This window comes from Bradyrhizobium sp. CCBAU 11357 (assembly GCF_028128865.1).
GTDB lineage: Bacteria > Pseudomonadota > Alphaproteobacteria > Rhizobiales > Xanthobacteraceae > Bradyrhizobium.
Genome location: NZ_LBJW01000017.1, coordinates 398,503 through 417,210, shown reverse-complemented (window position 1 = coordinate 417,210; position 18,708 = coordinate 398,503). Strand labels below are relative to the sequence as shown.

Here is an 18,708-nt window from a genome sequence, read left to right as displayed (position 1 = left end):
ATGACCATTTCCGACCGCGTCCGCATCAAGGACGTCCGCGTGCTCTCGGACGGCTGGACCACGCTGAAGACCACGACGTTCGAGTACCGTCGCGCCAGTGGCGAGTGGCAGACCCAGCATCGCGAGACCTATGAGCGCGACAACGCTGCCGCGGTGCTGCCCTACAATCTCGCGCGGCGGACCGTGATCCTGGTGCGCCAGTTCCGCCTGCCGGCCTTTATCCGCGGCTACGATGACCTGTTGATCGAGGCCGCCGCCGGCGTGCTCGACAACGCCGAGCCCGAGGAGCGCATCCGTGCCGAGGCCGAGGAAGAGACCGGCTATCGCCTGCACCACGTCCACAAGGTGTTCGAGGCCTTCATGAGCCCCGGCGCCATCACCGAGAAGCTGCATTTCTTCGTCGCCGAATACGAGCCCGAGATGCGGGTGAGCGACGGCGGCGGCCTCGAGCACGAGGGCGAGGACATCGAGGTGCTGGAGCTTTCGATCGACGAGGCCCTGGCGATGATCGCCGACGGCCGCATCATCGACGCCAAGGCGATCATGCTGCTGCAGTATGTGGCACTGCACGTGTTCAAGTGACGCGCTTACCCTACCCTGGAGGGGGAGGGTAAGTGGTAGCGTGCGCGTGGCTTCATCGCCTGTTGCAATTCTGACCTGCGCCGCCGCTCCCCTGGTTGAGCAACCGCAAAACTATCTCTAGTCTGGCTCCAACCAAGAACCAGGAGACGCGCCATGTCTGCTCCGCGCGACGAATTCGGCTTTGCGCCCGACTACGATTCCCCCGTTCCCTACATGCAGCGCACCCGCGATTATTACGCGGCGATCGGCTACACCACGCCGTACCGCTGGGCGCATTACACCGAGGCGCCGTTCCAGCCGCTGAAGAAACCGCTGGCCCAATCGCGCGTCACCCTCATCACCACCGCTGCGCCCTACGATCCGGCCAAGGGCGACCAGGGGCCGGGCGCGGCGTATAATGGCAGCGCGAAGTTCTATCAGGTCTATGACGGCGACACATCGATAGAGCACGACCTGCGCATCTCGCACATCGGCTACGACCGCAAGCACACATCGGCCACCGACAGCGGCACCTGGTTTCCGCTGCCGCAGCTGTTGAAAGCGTCCGCTGCGGGGCGGATCGGCGAGATCGCCCCGCGCTTCTTCGGCGCGCCGACCAACCGCAGCCATCGTGTCACGCTGGATACCGATGCGCCGGAGATCCTGGCGCGCTGCCTCGCGGACAAGGTCGACGTCGCGGTGCTGGTGCCGAACTGCCCGGTCTGCCACCAGACCACGGCGCTGGTGGCGCGGCATCTGGAGCGCAACGGCATTGCCACCGTGATCATGGGCTGCGCCAAGGACATCGTCGAGCACGCCGCCGTGCCGCGCTTCTTGTTCTCTGATTTCCCGCTCGGCAATTCTGCCGGCAAGCCGCACGACATCGCCTCGCAGGCACAGACGCTCGAGCTCGCGCTCCGGCTGCTGGAGACCGCGAGCGGTCCGCAGACCACGATGCAGTCGCCGCTGCGCTGGAGCGAGGATGCCTCCTGGAAGCTCGACTACAACAACGTCGCGCAGCTGAGCCCTGAAGAGCTGGCGCGCCGCCGCGCCGAATTCGACAAGCAGAAGGAGATCGCGCGCGGCAACCGCGCTGCCTGACGTCCTCCGATAACAACAATCAAGGGAGAGCGAGGTGACGCGACCGTTCGAGGGCGTGAAGATCCTGGACTTCACGCAAGTGCTGGCCGGCCCCTATGCGAGCTATCAGCTGGCTCTGCTCGGCGCCGACGTCATCAAGGTCGAGCGGCGCGAGGGCGAGGACATGCGCCGCACGCCGCTGTCCCGCGAATGGGCCGAGCGCGGCCTGGCGCCGGCATTCCAGGCCATCAATGGCAACAAGCGCAGCCTGACGCTGGATCTGCAGAAGCCGGAGGCGATCGCGATCGTGAAGAAGCTCGCAGCGACCGTCGACGTCGTCATGGAGAATTTCCGCCCGGGCGTGATGGACAAGCTCGGCATCGGCTATGAGGCGCTGTCCGCGATCAATCCGAAGCTGATCTATTGCGCGGTGTCGGGCTTCGGCCAGACCGGGCCGGATCGCCTGCGCCCCGGCTATGACGGCAAGATGCAGGCGCTGTCGGGCATCATGGCCATCACCGGCCATCCCGAGACGGGGCCTACGCGCGCCGGCTTTGCGGTGTGCGACGTGCTCTCGGGCGCCACGGCTGCCTTCGGCGTGTCGAGCGCGCTCTATCAGCGCGACCGCACCGGCAAGGGGCAGCTGATCGACGTCTCCATGCTGGAGGCGACGCTGGCGTTTCTCTCGGGCCAGATCGCCGACTGGTCGGTCGCTGGTCATCGGCAAACACTCTCTGGCAATCAGGCGGTGAGCCGCCGGACCACGGCGAATTTGTTCAAGTGCGGCGACGGCCATATCCTGCTCGCCGTCAACAACGAGAAGCAGTACCGCGCGTTGATGACCACACTCGGCCGCGAGGATACGCTGTCAGATCCGCGCTTTGCGGACTGGTTCTCCCGCAACGAGAACGAGCCGGCGCTCCGCGCAATCATCGAGGAGGCGCTCGCTGCACGGCCGGCGCGCGAATGGGAAACGATCCTGGAAGACGCCGGCGCGCCCTGCGCCAGCATCTGGAAGGTCGAGGAGGTCATCGACCATCCGCAAATCAAGGCGCGCGGTGCGATCCAGGAGCTGGACACGCAATACGGGCGGCTGCGCTTTGCCGGCAGCGGCTTCAAGCTCGCCCATGGCGGCGGTCGGCTGGACCGCATGGCGCCGGAGCTGGGCGCAGATACGGACGCGGTGCTCGGCGAGCTGGGATTCGACGCGGCGGAGATCGCGGGCTTACGGGCGAGGGAGATTGTCTGAAGCTCCGTGCCGTAGGGTGGGCAAAGCGAAGCGTGCCCACCACCGCGTGTTGAAGAGAGGGATCGTAGGCACGGCGCGTTGCGCCTTTGCCCACCCTACGGCACTGCGGCACCGCGCTTAGAACAACGACCCCTGGCCGTCATCCGACGACGCGGCCGCAGTCTTCCGCACCGCTTTCTTCGGCTTTGTCGCCTCGGCCTCCGCCTCGATCTCCTCTGCACTGATCGGCAGCACAAGCTGCTCGTCATCATTGGCGACGCGGTTGACGCGGGTGGAGACCGGGTGCCAGGCGAATTCGCCGACGTGCGGGGGCCTCATCAGCGGCAGGATCGCATCGACCTCGTCGCCTTTGATGTCGAGCCAGCGCTCGAAGTCGCGCGGGCTGATGGTGATGGGCACGCGGTCATGCAGAGCGGCGAGATCCTCGCCCGCCGCCGCGGTGACGATCGCGACCGTGTCGAGCTCCTCGCCATTCGGCCCGACCCAGGTCTCGAACAAGGCGGCAAAGCCGAGCGGCTCACCGTCGGCGCGGTGGATGAAAAAGGGCTGCTTGCGGCCGGCTTCCGTCTTCCACTCGTAATAGCCATCGGCCGGGATCAGGCCGCGCCGGCGGCGAATTGCGTTCTTGAAGGCGGGTTTCTCCAGCACCGTCTCGGAGCGGGCGTTGATCAGGAGCGTGAACCCGCGGGGGTCCTTGACCCAGCTCGGCAGAAGACCCCAGCGCATCAGGCGGAGATGGCGCGCGCCGTTCTCCACCAGCACCACCGGAATCGGTTGCGTCGGGGCGACGTTGTACCGGGGTGGGAAATTCGGCTGCTCGACATAGCCGAACAGTTGCCGCAAAGCCGCGGGGGCCGAAGTTATGACGAAGCGTCCACACATCCTTGGGGGCCTATATAGGGTCCGTTCAGGTCCTTTTAACCCCGAACGTTAACACTGCGGCAGATGAGCTCAACGGCCACCCAACCCGCGCGGACGCATGTACAGACGGGCCCCGAGGCGGCCGCCTGGGCCGAACGGCTGCGCGTGGCCAACATCAACCCGCGGACCGGGCTTGCCACCGACTATCTCAACCATTTCAATGAAGCCGTGATGCTGCTCGAAATGGTGCCTGATATGCCGGAATGCGCGGATGACTTCCTGACCTGGACGCCGCTGTCCTATGCCGAGCATTTCACGGCGTCGAATTTCAAGGCGCGGGATTTGGCGATCGAAGCCTATGAGAAAGCCGATCCCAACGTGCGCGCCCAGTTCGACCACATGACGGATACCATGACCTCGATCCTGACCGCGGTCGGCTCGGCCATGCGCGAGGTCGAGAAGGACTCGACCCGCGTGCGCCTCGCCGAGCAGGCCACCCTCTGGGTCAAGCCGCTGATCGCAGCCTGCGGCGGCATCATCAATGGCGGGGCGGAAGCCGACGTCGACACCATCATGGCGAACTCGGCCCGATAGGTGACGCGATTGGCCGCAATCGTCCATCCTGCCCATCCCCAGCTAGCGGTCAGCGCGGCGATCTTCCGCGACGGCAAGGTGCTGCTGGTCCGCCGCGCCCGCTCGCCCGCCAAGGGCTTCTATTCGCTGCCGGGCGGCCGCGTCGAGTTCGGCGAATCGCTGCATCAGGCCTTGAGCCGTGAGGTCGACGAGGAAACGGGGCTTCGTATCGAGATCGTTGGCCTTGCCGGCTGGCGCGAGGTGCTGCCGGCCACCGCCGGCGCCGGCCATTACCTGATCATGTCCTTTGCCGCCCGCTGGACGGCCCGGGAGCCGGCTCTCAACGACGAGCTCGACGATTACCGCTGGATCGCGCCGGATGCGCTGGCAAGCCTCGGCGACCTCAAGCTGACCGGGGGGCTGGAGGAGGTCATCCTGTCGGCTCACCGGCTGCTTGGGGCCTGACGGCCCGTCTTGCGCCAGCCGCCCCGAGGGGGCATACAGCCGCCGATGTCGATGCGATTTCTGGCCATTTTTGCCCTGGTTCTCGCCTGCGTCTCCGGGCCTGCGAGAGCCCAGGACGTGGCGGCGCCGTTTGACGGCGGACTGCAGCGGCTGGCCGAGATCCTGGGCGGCCTGCACTATCTGCGCGGCATCTGCGGGGCGAACGAGGGCAACAAATGGCGCAACGAGATGCAGGCGCTGATCGATGCCGAAACCCCCTCCGGGGAGCGCCGCACCCGCATGATCGCCGCCTTCAACCGCGGCTATAACGGTTTTCAGCAGACCTATCGCAGCTGCACGCCGGCCGCGACGGTGGCGATCCGCCGCTATATCGAGGAAGGCTCGAAGATCTCGCGGGATCTCACGGCGCGCTACGCGAACTGATTCCTCGTCATTCCGGGGCGCGCGTAGCGCGAACCCGGAATCCATTGCGCGGCAGACTCTGCGGCCCGATGGATTCCGGACTCGCGACTTCGCCGCGCCCCAGAATGACAAGGGACTGGAACCCTGTCATCGACTTTGTTCACAGCCGTTAACCGTTCTTAAAGATGTGGCCTAGCGGTCGTTAACGCCCGTGCTACACCTTCTCGCACAGCGCATCGCCGTGGATCGCGCCCCAGCCCTGACCGAGTTTCATGAGCCAGCCGATTTCCTACGCCCCCGCCCGCGCGCCGCTGCCCGATCACGAGCAGAAACAGGCTGCGCTGAGCTATCTCAACGAGGCCTGGGCCGAGGCGCGCCATGACGGCGTCGACGGCGACTGCCTGGCGCAGGCGAGCCTGTTCGCGGCGCTCGCCGAGCTCGTCGGCACCTATGGCGAGGACGCGGTGGCAAAATTCGTCGAGGGCTTTCCCGGCCGCATCCGCAACGGCGAATTCTCGGTCGGCATCTCCAGGCAGTAGGCCGCTCCGAAAATGACCCCGCCACGCGGGCGGGGCCAGTTGCGGATGAATGACTTGGCGAAAGGCTTCGCGAAGTCTGCCGCTCTTATCGCACGGAAGCCGCTTTCAGCGGACAAGCATTAGTCTCGCGATCATCGGGAGATGTTCCCGCAGCGCGCGGGAATTCGCTCCCTCGTCATGGCTCGATCTTGAGCGTCGCTTTCATGTTGGGATGATAGCGGCAGTAATACTCGACCGTTCCGGCCTTCTTCAGAACTGACGTCGCTGATTTCTTCGGCGGCAGCATCACATCGAAATCGCCGTTCCTGGCGGTGGCGGTGTGGGCGAAGACGTCCTTGTTGACCCAGGTGATGGTATCGCCGATCTTGGCCGATACCTCAGCCGGCGCAATCACGAGATTGTCCATCGTGATCTCGATCGACGCGGCGCGTGCCGGGACGATCGTCGACAGGAGGTCGACCGCAAGCGCGATCGAGGCGAGGCGTCCCGGCATCATCCGACGCTCCTATTTCAGCTCGGCCGCAACGTGCTCGGCGTGCTGCTGATGGCCCTGGAAGATCTTCAGCCCGGTCTGCAGCAGGCTCTTCAGCTCGGCATTGCTCGCGGACGGAATGAGTTGCGTCTCCAGGGCGCCATTGACCGCCTTGTGGTAGGCGACCTCGTTGGCGACGTAAGCCTTGTCGAACGCTGCGCCATCGAGCTTGTCGAGCTCGGCCAGCATGTCGGCCGCCTGCTTCGACAGCGCCTTGCTGGTGTCGTTGTCCTCCGGCGTGACGTTCAGCTTCTTGACGAGCGCGAGGGCCTGCTTGTTGACCGCCTCGTGGTCGCGCAGCATGTCTTCGGCGAACGCCTTGACGTCCTTGTTCTTGGCCTTCTTCTGCGCCTGCTTGGCGGCGTTGATGTCGATCACGCCCGCGGTGTAGGCGATATGTGCGATCTGGGGATCGGTGGGCTTGTCGGCCGCGCTGGCGCCTTGCAGCAATACGGGACTCGACAACATCATCGCTGCGGCGGCCGCCGCGCTCCATCGGATCAACATGGCTTGACTCTCCTGTGGGCCGGAACGTTCCGGACTGTTGCTTGCACAGGTTGGATGCCAATGCCGCGCGAACGTTCCCGAAAAATTAGGCCCCGATGCCAAGCCGCCTGAGCACGGCCTCCGTCAGGCGCTCGCAACGCTCACCGGCGAACGGAAACGCATCCATCACGACCGGACCGATCTTCTTCTCGACGTTCTCGCGCAGCATCGCGCGTGCACGGTGCAACCGCGTCTTCACCGTCTCGGGCTTGATGCCGAGCAGCCCGGCGGTCTCCTCCACGCTCATCCCTTCCATCACCCGCGCGATGAAGACCATGCGGAAGGTCTCGGGCAGTTCATCGACCGCGCGTTCGACGACACGCTGGATCTCGCGTTGGGCCATGGACTTTTCCGGATCAGTTGCGGCGGACGAAAGCGGAAACTGGATGATTTGCGCTTCGAGCGTTGCCTCCGGCACCGATCCCAGCTCGACCTGCGGCTTCCGACCGCGTGCGCGTGCGAGCGCTTCGTTGATGGCAATGCGCGACAGCCACGTCGACAGCGCCGACTCGCCAAGGAATCCGTCGAGATGCGTGAAGGCGCGGACATAGGTCTCCTGCACAACGTCCTCCGCGTCGCTGTCGCTGCGCAGGATGCCGCGGGCGAGCCTGAAGAGCCGGCGGTTATTGGCCTGCATGATCTCGCGCAAAGCGGCCTCGTCGCGGCGCCGCGCGCGGGCCACCAGCGCGGCTTCCGAAGTCCTGGCGCCGGCGGTCAGGCCGGCTGCGGTCCCTGGCATGGCGGGTATCCTGTCTCCAATTGGTTCACGACATTGGATGCAGGCGCAGAGGAAAGGTTCCCGACTTTCTTACCCGGGATCTTACCCGTTCCTGGAGGGTAAGGACCTCCTAACCGGTCTCGATCGGCAACGAGGCATCCCTCGCCCATTCGCCCATGGAAGCGTCGTAGAGCGTCAGCTTGTCGTAGCCGAGCTGCGTCAGCAGCAAGAGGTCGATCGTCGCCGAGATGCCACCGCCGCAGTAAAGGATCACATTCTTGTCGCGCGTGACGCCCTGAGCGGCGAACTTTGCTTCCGCATCCGCAAGATTCGTCAGCGTCTTGTCGGCATTCACGAGCGTGGCTGCGGGAATATTGACGCTGCCGGGGACGCGGCCCGGCCGGCCATAGCGGCTCGGCTCGAGGCCGCGGTGAAACTGCGGCCCCAGCGCGTTGACGATGACAGTCGCGGGATCGCCGATCTTCGCCAGCACGGCCTCCTTGTCGACGAAGAAGCCTGGGCGCGGCGCCGCCTTGAAGGTCGTCGCTGGATAGCCCCTGGGTGCGCCCGTCTCGACCGGCCGCCCCTGCTGCTGCCATTTGTCGAAGCCGCCGTCGAGCACGCGGGCATCTACGCCGAGCGCGCGCAGCATCCACCAGAACCGCGTTGCCCACATCATCGTTCCGATGCTGTAGAGCACGATTGCTTTGCCCGCATCGAGGCCGTGGCGGCCGAAGGCGGCCTCCAGCTGGGCGACATCGGGCATCATGAAGAAGTGTTGCGAGGAGGTGTCCGAGAACTCGCCTTGCAGGTCGAGGAAATCGGCGCCCGGGATATGCCCCGCTGCGAACGTCTTGTCGCCCGGCACCGCCCGATACGGTACATCGCTGCCCGGCGGGACTGGTTCGTTGTAGGTCGTGCAGTCGTAGAGGCGCAGGTTGGGATCGCCGAGCATGGCGGCGACCTGCTCGGTGGTGATGAGGGGTGTCGGTTGGGACATCGGACTGCACTCCCGTTCGAGAGGAAGTGTAGACCCCTCCCCTCGTCGTTGCGAGCGCAGCGAAGCAACCCAGGGTCTTTCCGCGGCGACAGACTGGATTGCTTCGCTGCGCTCGCAATGACGGGGATGGTGCGTTCGTCCCCGACGGAAAAGCCTACGCCTTCAGCGTCTCCAAAAACCGCACCGGCTCGCCTTGCGCGGCCGTCACCAGCTCGCCCTGCCACATCACGCGGCGGCCGCGGATGAAGGTGCCGACGGGCCAGCCGGTGACCCGAACGCCGTCATAGGGCGTCCAGCCGGCCTTTGAGGCCACCCATTTGTTGGTGATGGTCTCGCTGCGCTTGAGATCGACGATGGTGAAGTCGGCATCGTAGCCGGCGGCGATGCGGCCCTTGCAGGCCATGTTGTAGAGGCGCGCGGGGCCGGCGCTGGTGAGGTCGACGAAGCGCGCGAGCGAGAGCCGGCCGGCATTGACGTGATCGAGCATCAGCGGCACCAGCGTCTGCACGCCGGTCATGCCGGAGGGCGAGGCCGGATAGGTCTTCTGCTTCTCCTCCAGCGTATGCGGGGCGTGGTCGGAGCCGAGCACGTCGATGATGCCCTGCTCGATGCCGCGCCAGATGCCGGCGCGATGATCGGCGCCGCGCACCGGCGGGTTCATCTGCGCCAGCGTGCCGAGCCGCTCGTAGCATTCCGGCGCGACCAGGGTGAGATGGTGCGGCGTCGCCTCGCAGGAGGCCACGTCCTTGTGGTCGCGCAGGAACTCGATCTCCTCCTTGGTCGAGATGTGCAGCACGTGGATACGCTTGCCGGTCTCGTGCGCGAGCTTGACCAGCCGCTGCGTCGCCATCAGCGCCGCGGTCTCGTCGCGCCAGACCGGATGCGAGCGCGCATCGCCTTCGATGCGCAGCGATTTGCGCTCATTGAGGCGGTATTCGTCCTCGGCATGGAAGGCGGCACGGCGGCGGATCACCTGGAAGATGCGGCGCAGGCTCTCGTCGTCCTCGACCAGCAGCGCGCCGGTCGAGGAGCCGATGAACACCTTGACGCCGGCGCAGCCGGGTGCGCACTCCAGCACGGGCAGGTCCTGCACGTTCTCGCGGGTGCCGCCGATGAAGAAGGCGAAATCGCAATGCATGCGGTGATGGGCGCGCTTCACCTTGTCGGTGAAGGTGGCCTCCGTCACGGTCAGCGGCGAGGTGTTGGGCATCTCGAACACGGCGGTGACGCCTCCCATCACGGCGCTGCGTGAACCGGTCTCGAGGTCTTCCTTCTGCTCCAGCCCGGGCTCGCGGAAATGCACCTGCGTGTCCATCACGCCGGGCAGGATGTGCAGGCCCTTGCAGTCGATCACCTCGGCGGCCGAGCCTTGCGACAGCGGGCCCAGCTCCGCGATGCGGCCGCCCGCGATGCCGATATCGCGGACACCCTCGCCGTCCTGGTTGACCACGGTGCCGCCCTTGAGGATCACATCGAAACGCTGGGTCATGGGGCCTCTCTCATCCTCAGGGCGCAGGGCTCGAGGTCTTGTCGTTTATGCGTTGCGGGCTTACGTTCCGGAGCAACATGTCGCAAGAGATTTTCGCATGAAATCGGCGTTTCTTCCCGACCGGGGCGTGATCAAAGTCGCGGGTGAGGATGCGCGCAACTTCCTCAATGGCCTCGTCACCACCGACCTGGACAGGCTGAAACCTGGCCTGGGGCGATTCGGCGCACTGCTGACGCCGCAGGGCAAGATCATCGTGGATTTCCTGATCACGGAAGCGCCCGCGGGTCACGGCGGCGGGTTCCTGATCGATTGCCCCAAGGCGCTGGCGGACACCCTCGCCACCAAGCTGAAATTCTACAAGCTGCGCGCCAAGGTCACGGTGGACAACCTCGACCTCGGCGTGCTCGCGGCCTGGGACGGCGAGTCGGCGGCCCAGCCCGACCTTGCCTTCGCCGATCCGCGGGCCGATGGGCTCGGCACCCGCATCCTGATCCCGGAAGACCTCAAGCAGAAACTGTCGGACCTTATCGGCGCCGAGCTGGTCGATGCGGCGGACTACGAGGCGCACCGCATCGCGCTCGGCGTGCCGCGCGGCGGGCTCGATTTCATGTACGGCGATGCGTTCCCGCACGAGACCAACATGGATCGCCTCGCCGGCGTCGATTTCGACAAGGGCTGCTATGTCGGCCAGGAGGTCGTCTCGCGCATGCAGCATCGCGGCACCGCGCGCACGCGCAGCGTGAAAGTGCTGCTCGAGGACGCCTCGCCCGAGCCGGGCACGACCATTCTCGCCGGCGACAAGCCTGTCGGCACGATCGGCTCGAGCGCCGGCGGCAAGGGCATCGCGCTGGTGCGCATCGACCGTGTCGCAGACGCGCTCGATGCAGGCGAGCCGCTCACCGCCGGGGGGCTGGCTTTGACGCTCGCTGAACCAGACGTCGTTCGAATTCCAGCCAAGCAGCCTATCGCATGAGCCGCGCTGCACGTCTGCATCCCGACGGCGTGAAGCGGTGTCCGTGGCCGGGTGAAGATCCGCTTTACGTCGCCTATCACGACACCGAATGGGGCGTGCCGGAATTTGACGACCGCGCGTTGTACGAGAAGCTGATGCTGGACGGCTTCCAGGCCGGCCTGTCCTGGATCACGATCCTGCGCAAGCGCGACAATTTCCGCAAAGCTTTCGACGATTTCCAGCCGGAGAAGATCGCGCGCTACAATGCCAAGAAGGTTCACGCGCTGATGAACGATGCCGGCATCGTGCGCAACAAGGCCAAGATCGACGGCGCGATCCTGAGCGCGAAGTCGTATCTCGACATCATGGAGAAGGGCCCGGGCTTCTCGAAGCTGCTGTGGGACTTCATGGACGGACGGCCCAAGGTCAACCACTTCAAGACCACGGGAAGCGTGCCGGCCTCGACGCCGTTGTCGGTGCAGATCTCCAAGGAGCTGTCCTCGCGCGGCTTCAAATTCGTCGGCCCCACGATCGTCTACGCCTTCATGCAGGCAACCGGCATGGTCAATGACCACCTGGTCGATTGCCACTGTCATGCGACCTGCGGCAAGACACAGCGCAAGCCGCGCCTCAAGGCCAAATGACGGCGAAGAAGGCGACGCGCAACGAGGAGATCCGCGCCTGGCAGCGCATGCTGTCGGGCCGGCGGCTCGACCTGCTCGATCCCTCCCCGCTCGACATCGAGATCGGCGACATCGCGCACGGGCTGGCGCGGGTGGCGCGCTGGAACGGCCAGACCCTTGGTGCGCACATCTTTTCGGTCGCACAGCATACGCTGCTGGTAGAGACCGTGCTGCGGCACGAGATGCCTCGCGTCGACCAGCGCGTGCGGCTTGCGGCCCTGCTCCATGATGCGCCGGAATATGTGATCGGCGACATGATCTCGCCGTTCAAGGCCGTGCTCGACGGTCATTACAAGGCGGTCGAGAAGCGGCTGCTCGGCGCCATCCACATCCGCTTCGGGTTGCCACCGGTCTTGCCTGACGACATCACGCAGGCCATCAAGGCCGCCGATCGCGGTGCAGCTTATCTCGAGGCGACCGAGCTTGCCGGCTTCAGCGCGAGCGAAGCGCGGCGCCTGTTCGGCAAGGATCCGGGTCTCTCCGACAGCGTCCGGCGCGACTATCTGACGCCCTGGACCGCGGCGCGGGCCGAGAAGCAGTTTCTGGAGCGGTTTGGCGCGGTGTTTGCGTAGGTCCTGTAGGGTGGGCAAAGGCGCTCTTGCGCCGTGCCCACCAAACTAAGCGCGATGCGCGCAGTTGCGAAATGGTGGGCACGGCGCGATGCGCCTTTGCCCACCCTACGAGCGCTCGCTATAATCGGGCGCAAAAAGGTTCGCCATGATCCACGTCTGTTCCCTCGCCGCGCTTCCCGAAACCGTCCGCATCACCGGCGCCAGCCATGTGCTGACCGTGATGGCCAATGTCGAACAGGTGGCGCGGCCGGTGTCGGTGCTGCCGGCCAACCATCTCAAGGTGTCGATGGACGACATCACCGAGGAGATGGACGGCTTCGTCGCGCCGTCGGAGACGCATATCGAGCAGGTGCTGAACTTCGTGCGCGGCTGGGACCGCAGCGCCCCGCTGGTGGTGCATTGCTATGCCGGCATCAGCCGCTCCACCGCCAGCGCCTTCGCCGCGGTCTGTGCCCTCAATCCGCATCGCGACGAGATCGAGATCGCGAAGAAGATCCGCGCGGCTTCACCGATCGCCTCGCCGAACCGGCGCATCGTCGGTCTCGCCGACCGCGCGCTGGGACGCGAGGGCCGCATGCTGCGCGCACTCGACGAGATGGGCCCCGGCGCGATGATGGTCGAAGGCCGCCCCTTCGTGATCGAGCTCGAATGAGGCGGGAGTCGAATAGCAACCACGACGGGACCGCGCCCCCTCTCCCGCTTGCGGGAGAGGGCTGGGGAGAGGGTGTCTCTGCAACGGGACAATCCCCTAGAGGACAAAACCCTCACCCGGCGCTACGCCATAGCCGAGGCTTTGCCTCGGCGTCTCTAGTTACGGCCGCCGAGGGCGGCCTACGCCTCTCCCGCAAGCGGGAGAGGTTGCAGCTTGCCCGGGGAGCGACCGGCTCAACCAACGAAGACATTCTTCTCGCAACACCTGCGATCGTCACCGCATGAGCGAGACGCTGCTGACGCCGATCGAGATCGGCCTGACCGCCGCGATCGTCGCGATCGAGGACCATGAGCCGCTGATCCTGACCGCGCGCGGTGCTGACGGGCTGGCCGGCCTGCCGTTCGGTCCGTTCGACGCGGTGAGCCATCGCACGTTCGAGATCGGCCTCCGCGCCTGGGTCGAGCGACAGGCGGGGCTGCGGCTCGGCTATGTCGAGCAGCTCTACACGTTCGGCGACCGCGGCCGTCATGCCGAGGCCGGCGACACCGGCGCCCATATGGTGTCGATCGGCTATCTCGCGCTGACGCGCCCCGTCGATGGCGAGCTCGCGGCAAACGCGGCGAGCTTCGCGCCCTGGTATCGTTTCTTCCCCTGGGAAGACTGGCGCGAGCAGCCGCCGGCGATCATCGCCCGCGACATCATCCCCGCCCTGACCAAATGGGCCGAGGAGGAGACGCCGGAGACGACGCGCGCGCTGCCGCGGAAGGATCGGGTGCGATTCTATTTCGGTCTCGACGGCGCGCCCTGGGACGAGGAGCGCGTGCTCGACCGCTACGAGCTGCTCTACGAGGCCGGGCTGATCGAGGAGGCGCGCCGCGACGGCCGTCCTGCGGCGTTAGCGCGCAAGACGCTTCCCCCGCTCGGGACCTCGATGCGGTTCGACCACCGCCGGATTCTCGCCACGGCAATCGCGCGGCTGCGCGCAAAGCTGAAGTATCGTCCTGTCGTGTTTGAACTTTTGCCGGCTGAGTTCACACTTACTGAACTGCAGCATACGGTGGAGGCGATCTCCGGCCGGCACCTGCACAAGCAGAATTTCCGCCGCCTGGTCGAAATGGAAGCCCTGGTCGAACCGACCGGGGTGATGTCGACACAGACGGGCGGACGGCCGGCAGCGCTCTACCGCTTCCGCCGCGAGGTGCTCCAGGAGCGGCCCGCGCCGGGCTTGCGCGTGCGCTCCCGGCGCTAGATCCTGATATTTTGGTACCGGCCCCTGCCCGCCGGTTGCCTGGAGGCTTCATGTTCGACGGCCCGTTTGACGCCTTTGCGCTGATCATCGCGATCATCGCCTTCCTCATTGCGATCAAGGCATCCAGCCAGGCGACCGAGTTGCGCCGCCGGCTCAATTCGCTCGAAGAGATGCTTTATGCGCAGCGGCCGGTGCAGCCGCCGCCGCTGATGCCGGCGCAGGCCGAAGCAACCGCGACGAGTGCGGCCGCCGAGCCGCCGCCGCTGGCGCCGGAAGCTGAAACGACGCCGCCGCCGCTCGTCACCGAAGAGATTTCGCCGCCCCCGCTCGAGCCGAGCACGGGCGCCGATGCGCCCCCTCCGGTCCCGGAGGCAGCACCCGGCTTCGAGGAGCGGCTCGGCACCCGCTGGGTGGTGTGGATCGGCGGGCTTGCGCTCGCGCTCGGCGGCTTCTTCATGGTGCGCTATTCGATCGAGGCCGGCCTGCTCGGCCCCGGCGTGCGCGTGTTCCTCGGCGGCCTGTTCGCCGCTGCACTGCTGGGCGCCGGCGAATGGACGCGGCGCAAGGAGAGCATCTCGAGCATCGCGGCGCTGCCGATCGCCAACATCCCCGCGATCCTCACCGCGGCCGGAACGGCGGTGGCGTTCGCGACCATCTACGCGGCTTACGCGCTCTACGGCTTCCTCGTGCCTGCGACGGCCTTCGTGTTGCTCGGCATCGTTGCGATGGGCACGCTGGCCGCAGCGCTCCTGCACGGCCCCGCGCTCGCGGGGCTCGGCGTCGTCGGCGCCTTCGTGACGCCGATCCTCGTCTCCTCGGGCAAGCCCGATTATTGGGCGCTCTACATCTATCTTGCGGTCGTGACGGCCGCGAGTTTCGGTCTCGCCCGCATCAGGCTGTGGCGCTGGCTTGCGGTCACGACCATTGCCTTCGCGGTGCTCTGGATCTTCCCGGGTCTCGATACCGAACAGGTGCAGGTCGCGCCGCACGCCTTCCACGCCATCGTCGGCTTCGTACTCGCCGCACTGCTCGTCGTCTGCGGCTTCATGTTCGGACCCACCTTCGAGGACGGCGAGATCGAGCCGGTCTCATCGGGCGCGCTTGGCGCCTATCTGTTCGGCGCGATGCTTGTCGTGCTGTCGAGCGCGCATGCGGATCTCGCGCTGTTCGCATTCACGCTCCTGGTCGGCGGCACGCTGTTCGTCGCCTGGCGTGCACCGGCGGCGACGGGCGCGCTGGGCGCAGCCGCGGCAGCCGTGTTCATCGTGTTCGCCGAATGGGCGGTGCGCGCCAATCCTGACATGCTGGTGCTGCCGGGCGGCCCGATGCCGGGCGTCGGCCCGGTCGCGACCGACAGCGCGGTGACCCTGCATCTGGTGACGGCCGCGATCTTCGCCGCCGGCTTCGGCATCGCGGGCTTTTTCGCGCAGGGCCGCTCGAATTCGGCGATCATTCCCGTGGTGTGGTCGGCGGCTGGCGTCGCGACGCCGATCGCCATCCTGGTCGCGCTCTATGCGCGCATCGCCCATCTCGACCGCTCGATCCCGTTCGCGATCCTCGCCGTGCTGCTCGCCGCGGCCTTTGGCGCGGCGACCGAGGCACTGATGCGCCGCGAAGAACGCCCGGGCGTTGCCACCTCGGTCGCGCTGTTCGCGACCGGCACGCTCGGCGCGCTGGCGCTGGCGCTGACCTTCGCCCTGGAGAAGGGCTGGCTCACCATCGCGCTCGCGCTGATGTCGCTCGGCACCGCCTGGATCTCGTTGCAGCGGCCGATTCCGGTGCTGCGCCGGTTGGCTGCCATCTTCGCCGCGATCGTCACCGCGCGCATCGTCTATGATCCGCGCATCGTCGGCGATGCCGTCGGCACGACGCCGATCTTCAACTGGCTGTTGTGGGGCTATGGCCTGCCGGCCGCCTCGTTCTGGGGCGCGAGCATCTTCCTGCGCCGCCGCGCCGACGACGCGCCGCTGCGCGTGGTCGAGACCGCAGCGATCCTGTTCACCGCTCTGCTCGCGTTCGCGGAGATCCGGCACTTTGCGACCGGTGGCCGCATGACCTCGCCGCCTTCGCTGCTCGAATTCGCGCTGCAGGTCTGCATCACGCTCGCCATGGCGATCGGGCTGGAGCGCCTGCGGCTGCGCAGCCACAGCATCGTCCACAATGTCGGGGCGATCGTGCTGACGTCGATTGCCGGGATCATCAGCGTGTTCGGCCTCCTGATCCTGGAGAACCCGCTGCTGCTCTCGAGCGTCAATGTCGGCGGCCTCGTGTTCAACCTGCTGCTGCTCGGCTATGCGCTGCCGGCCGTGCTGATGCTGCTGCTCTCCTACGCGGTGGCGGGACATCGTCCCGTCGCATACGCGAACACGATCGCCGCTGGCGCCCTGGTGTTCGCGCTCACCTATGTGACGCTGGAGATCCGCCGCTTCTATCACGGCCCGGTCCTGCTCTACGGCGGCACCTCGGCTGCCGAGCAATACACCTATTCGATCGGCTGGCTCGCCTTCGGCGTGGTGCTGCTTGGCGTCGGCATCCTGGTCAACTCGGAGCGTGCGCGGCTGGCGTCCGCCGCCGTGATCGCGCTGACGATCCTGAAGGCCTTCGTCATCGACATGTCGACGCTGACCGGCGTCTATCGCGCGCTCTCGTTCATGTGCCTCGGCGTCGTGCTGGTCGCGATCGGCTGGCTCTACCAGCGCATCCTGTTCCGGCGGCAGATCGCACCGCCGCCGGCTGCGCCGCAGACCGGCAGCTAGACTAGATCGTCGGGTGGGGTACTTCACCTCTCCCCAGCGGGGAGACGTGAACAACGAGCGAGCGATGCCTCTAGGCCGCGCGGACCGATTCCAGGAACTGCGCGACCTCGACCTTCAGGCGGGTGCTGTCGGTCGCCAGCGACTTCGCCGCCGACAGCACTTCTCTCGAGGCCGAGCCGGTCTCGATCGCGCCGCGCTGCACGTTGGTGATGTTGGACGACACTTCCTGCGTGCCGAGCGAGGCCTGCTGAACGTTGCGCGAGATCTCCTGCGTGGCCGCGCCCTGCTCCTCGACGGCGGCGGCGATCGCCGCGGACACCTCGGACAGCCGCTCGATGGTGCCGCCGATCTCCTGGATGGCGCTGACGGATTCTTGCGTTGCGGCCTGGATGCCCGAGACCTGCGCCCCGATTTCGCCGGTCGCTTTCGCGGTCTGCTCGGCCAGTGCCTTGACCTCGGAGGCGACGACGGCAAAGCCGCGGCCGGCTTCGCCTGCGCGCGCCGCCTCGATGGTCGCGTTCAGCGCGAGCAGGTTGGTCTGGCCCGCGATGGTGTTGATGAGCTCGACGACGTCGCCGATGCGGGCGGCGGCCTGCGACAGCGCGTTGACGCGCTCGTTGGTCCGCGCCGCCTGCTCGACCGCCTCCGCCGCCATCCGCGCCGAATCCTGCACGCGGCGGCTGATCTCGGTGATGGAGGACGACAGCTCCTCGGAGGCTGAGGCCACCGCCTGGACGTTGGTGGAAGCTTCCTCGGACGCTGCCGCAACGACGGTTGCGAGTTCCTGGCCGCGCTGCGCGGTGCCGCTCAGCGTCGCCGCGGAGGCCTCGAGCTCGGTCGAGGCCGACGACACGGTCTCGACGACCTCGCCGATCATGACCTCGAAATTGCGGGTGATGGCGTCGACGCGGCGACCGCGCTCGATCTTGGCCTCGGCGTCGCGCGCCGCCGCCTCGTCGGCGGCCTTCTTGGCGATCAACGCCTCCTTGAAGATCTGGAGCGCATCCGCCATCGAGCCGATCTCGGTCTTCTCGCCGCGATGCGGCACTTCGGCCGAAAGGTCGCCCTCGCCGAGCGACTGCATCGGGCGAATGATGGAGGCGATGCCGCGCGAGACGTCGCGCACGAGATAGTAGGCGGCGCCGATCGCGATCACGACGGCAGCGACGATGATGCCGACCAGCACGCGGAACACGGTGGCGTAGCTGTCGGCCGCCTGCTTGGTCTCCAGCTCGGCGCCCCTGTTGTTGAGCTCGATGCCCTTCTGCAGCAGGGGATCGGCGGCCTGCGCCATCTTCGCGACCTTGGTCTGCAGCAGCTCGTTGGCGTCGGTCGGAAAGCGGCCGACGCTCTTGCGCGACAGCGCCATCACGTCCTGCACGCCATTCAGATACTCGGCCCAGGCCTTGGTCCATTGCTCGTACAGCGAGCGCTCCTCGGCGACCGTGATCAGCGGCTCGTAGACCTTGCGCGTCTTCTCGATGCGCTCGCGCAAGCCTGCCAGCCGCTTCTCCGCGGCCTCCTTGCCTTCGGCGGTGTCCTGCATCAGGTGCAGACGCAGCGCGACGCGGAGCTCGTTGATGTCGGCACGCATCGAGCCGAGCGCACGCACGCTCGGCAGCCAGCTCTCCGCAATCTCGACGGTGTGGGCGTTGATGTTCTGCATCGTGCCGATCGCCATCACGCCGACGCCGGCGAGCGAGAGCACCAGGACCGACAGCACGGTCAGCAGCTTGAAGACGATCGACAACTTCGACATCACGACAATCCCGATGATTACCCGGCAACGCGCACATCCCCTGCGCCGCAGCGTCACGACGGACGACCGG

20 protein-coding genes are annotated in these 18,708 nt (G+C 66.6%); 13 read left to right on the top strand and 7 right to left on the bottom strand.

From position 1 onward, the window contains the following. The 3 genes from XI05_RS06965 (at window position 1) to XI05_RS06955 (ending at window position 2,890) form a co-directional block, all read left to right on the top strand. Window positions 1-582: an NUDIX domain-containing protein gene (locus tag XI05_RS06965; protein WP_036003663.1), complete on the top strand. Its 582-nt coding sequence runs from the start codon at window positions 1-3 to the stop codon at window positions 580-582. A gap of 153 nt (window positions 583-735) precedes the next feature. Beyond that, the gene (locus tag XI05_RS06960) at window positions 736-1,662 is read left to right on the top strand and encodes a glycine reductase (RefSeq protein ID WP_271499942.1); all 927 of its coding nucleotides are present in this window, start codon (window positions 736-738) and stop codon (window positions 1,660-1,662) included. A gap of 34 nt (window positions 1,663-1,696) precedes the next feature. After that, window positions 1,697-2,890 carry a CaiB/BaiF CoA transferase family protein gene (locus tag XI05_RS06955; protein WP_271499941.1) on the top strand — a complete coding sequence of 398 codons (1,194 nt, stop codon included), beginning with the start codon at window positions 1,697-1,699 and terminating at the stop codon, window positions 2,888-2,890. Between the two features lie 117 nt (window positions 2,891-3,007). On the opposite strand, the gene XI05_RS06950 is transcribed toward XI05_RS06955, so the two are convergent. Then, window positions 3,008-3,772, bottom strand: a complete 765-nt coding sequence (locus tag XI05_RS06950) for an SOS response-associated peptidase (RefSeq protein ID WP_271499940.1) — start codon at window positions 3,770-3,772, stop codon at window positions 3,008-3,010. 63 nt (window positions 3,773-3,835) lie between these two features. On the opposite strand from XI05_RS06950, the gene XI05_RS06945 reads away from it, so the two are divergent. The 4 genes from XI05_RS06945 (at window position 3,836) to XI05_RS06930 (ending at window position 5,730) form a co-directional block, all read left to right on the top strand. Beyond that, complete coding sequence (locus XI05_RS06945; RefSeq protein WP_172787278.1) at window positions 3,836-4,345, top strand: hypothetical protein; 510 nt, start codon at window positions 3,836-3,838, stop codon at window positions 4,343-4,345. A gap of 9 nt (window positions 4,346-4,354) precedes the next feature. Continuing rightward, entirely contained in the window at window positions 4,355-4,789 is a 435-nt protein-coding gene (locus XI05_RS06940; RefSeq protein ID WP_271499939.1) for an NUDIX hydrolase, read from the top strand. Window positions 4,790-4,834: 45 nt separating this feature from the next. Next, a complete protein-coding gene (locus tag XI05_RS06935; RefSeq protein WP_271499938.1) occupies window positions 4,835-5,212 on the top strand; it encodes a TIGR02301 family protein in 378 nt (125 codons plus the stop codon). 251 nt (window positions 5,213-5,463) lie between these two features. Next, window positions 5,464-5,730 carry a hypothetical protein gene (locus XI05_RS06930; protein ID WP_025034564.1) on the top strand — a complete coding sequence of 89 codons (267 nt, stop codon included), beginning with the start codon at window positions 5,464-5,466 and terminating at the stop codon, window positions 5,728-5,730. A 175-nt stretch (window positions 5,731-5,905) separates the two neighbouring features. Here the strand turns inward: XI05_RS06930 and XI05_RS06925 are convergent, their stop codons facing one another. From XI05_RS06925 to XI05_RS06905, 5 genes are all read right to left on the bottom strand, one after another. After that, window positions 5,906-6,226: a cupredoxin domain-containing protein gene (locus tag XI05_RS06925; RefSeq protein ID WP_271499937.1), complete on the bottom strand. Its 321-nt coding sequence runs from the start codon at window positions 6,224-6,226 to the stop codon at window positions 5,906-5,908. Window positions 6,227-6,235: 9 nt separating this feature from the next. Next, entirely contained in the window at window positions 6,236-6,769 is a 534-nt protein-coding gene (locus XI05_RS06920) for a DUF4142 domain-containing protein (RefSeq protein ID WP_271499936.1), read from the bottom strand. Window positions 6,770-6,854: 85 nt separating this feature from the next. Continuing rightward, window positions 6,855-7,547, bottom strand: a complete 693-nt coding sequence (locus XI05_RS06915; RefSeq protein ID WP_271499935.1) for an RNA polymerase sigma factor — start codon at window positions 7,545-7,547, stop codon at window positions 6,855-6,857. Window positions 7,548-7,656: 109 nt separating this feature from the next. After that, the gene (locus XI05_RS06910; RefSeq protein WP_271499934.1) at window positions 7,657-8,526 is read right to left on the bottom strand and encodes a sulfurtransferase; all 870 of its coding nucleotides are present in this window, start codon (window positions 8,524-8,526) and stop codon (window positions 7,657-7,659) included. A gap of 154 nt (window positions 8,527-8,680) precedes the next feature. Continuing rightward, window positions 8,681-10,015 (bottom strand): dihydroorotase, encoded by a 1,335-nt coding sequence (locus XI05_RS06905; RefSeq protein ID WP_271499933.1) that lies wholly within the window; start codon window positions 10,013-10,015, stop codon window positions 8,681-8,683. A gap of 97 nt (window positions 10,016-10,112) precedes the next feature. Here XI05_RS06905 and ygfZ point away from each other — a divergent pair, with 97 nt between their 5' ends. From ygfZ to XI05_RS06875, 6 genes are all read left to right on the top strand, one after another. Then, window positions 10,113-10,988, top strand: coding sequence for a CAF17-like 4Fe-4S cluster assembly/insertion protein YgfZ (ygfZ, locus tag XI05_RS06900; protein ID WP_271499932.1), 876 nt, complete (start codon window positions 10,113-10,115; stop codon window positions 10,986-10,988). Further along, on the top strand, window positions 10,985-11,611 hold the full coding sequence (locus XI05_RS06895) for a DNA-3-methyladenine glycosylase I (protein ID WP_172787269.1): 627 nt from the start codon (window positions 10,985-10,987) through the stop codon (window positions 11,609-11,611). The genes ygfZ and XI05_RS06895 overlap by 4 nt, the downstream gene beginning before the upstream one ends. Then, window positions 11,608-12,222, top strand: a complete 615-nt coding sequence (locus tag XI05_RS06890) for an HD family hydrolase (protein WP_271499931.1) — start codon at window positions 11,608-11,610, stop codon at window positions 12,220-12,222. Before XI05_RS06895 ends, XI05_RS06890 begins: the two co-directional genes overlap by 4 nt. A gap of 145 nt (window positions 12,223-12,367) precedes the next feature. Further along, window positions 12,368-12,874 carry a tyrosine phosphatase family protein gene (locus XI05_RS06885; protein ID WP_172787267.1) on the top strand — a complete coding sequence of 169 codons (507 nt, stop codon included), beginning with the start codon at window positions 12,368-12,370 and terminating at the stop codon, window positions 12,872-12,874. A gap of 280 nt (window positions 12,875-13,154) precedes the next feature. Next, window positions 13,155-14,123: an NUDIX hydrolase gene (locus XI05_RS06880; protein WP_260382620.1), complete on the top strand. Its 969-nt coding sequence runs from the start codon at window positions 13,155-13,157 to the stop codon at window positions 14,121-14,123. Between the two features lie 50 nt (window positions 14,124-14,173). Then, a complete protein-coding gene (locus tag XI05_RS06875) occupies window positions 14,174-16,879 on the top strand; it encodes a DUF2339 domain-containing protein (protein WP_271499930.1) in 2,706 nt (901 codons plus the stop codon). 70 nt (window positions 16,880-16,949) lie between these two features. Here the strand turns inward: XI05_RS06875 and XI05_RS06870 are convergent, their stop codons facing one another. Next, window positions 16,950-18,638 (bottom strand): methyl-accepting chemotaxis protein, encoded by a 1,689-nt coding sequence (locus XI05_RS06870; RefSeq protein WP_271499929.1) that lies wholly within the window; start codon window positions 18,636-18,638, stop codon window positions 16,950-16,952. Window positions 18,639-18,708: the final 70 nt, after the last annotated feature.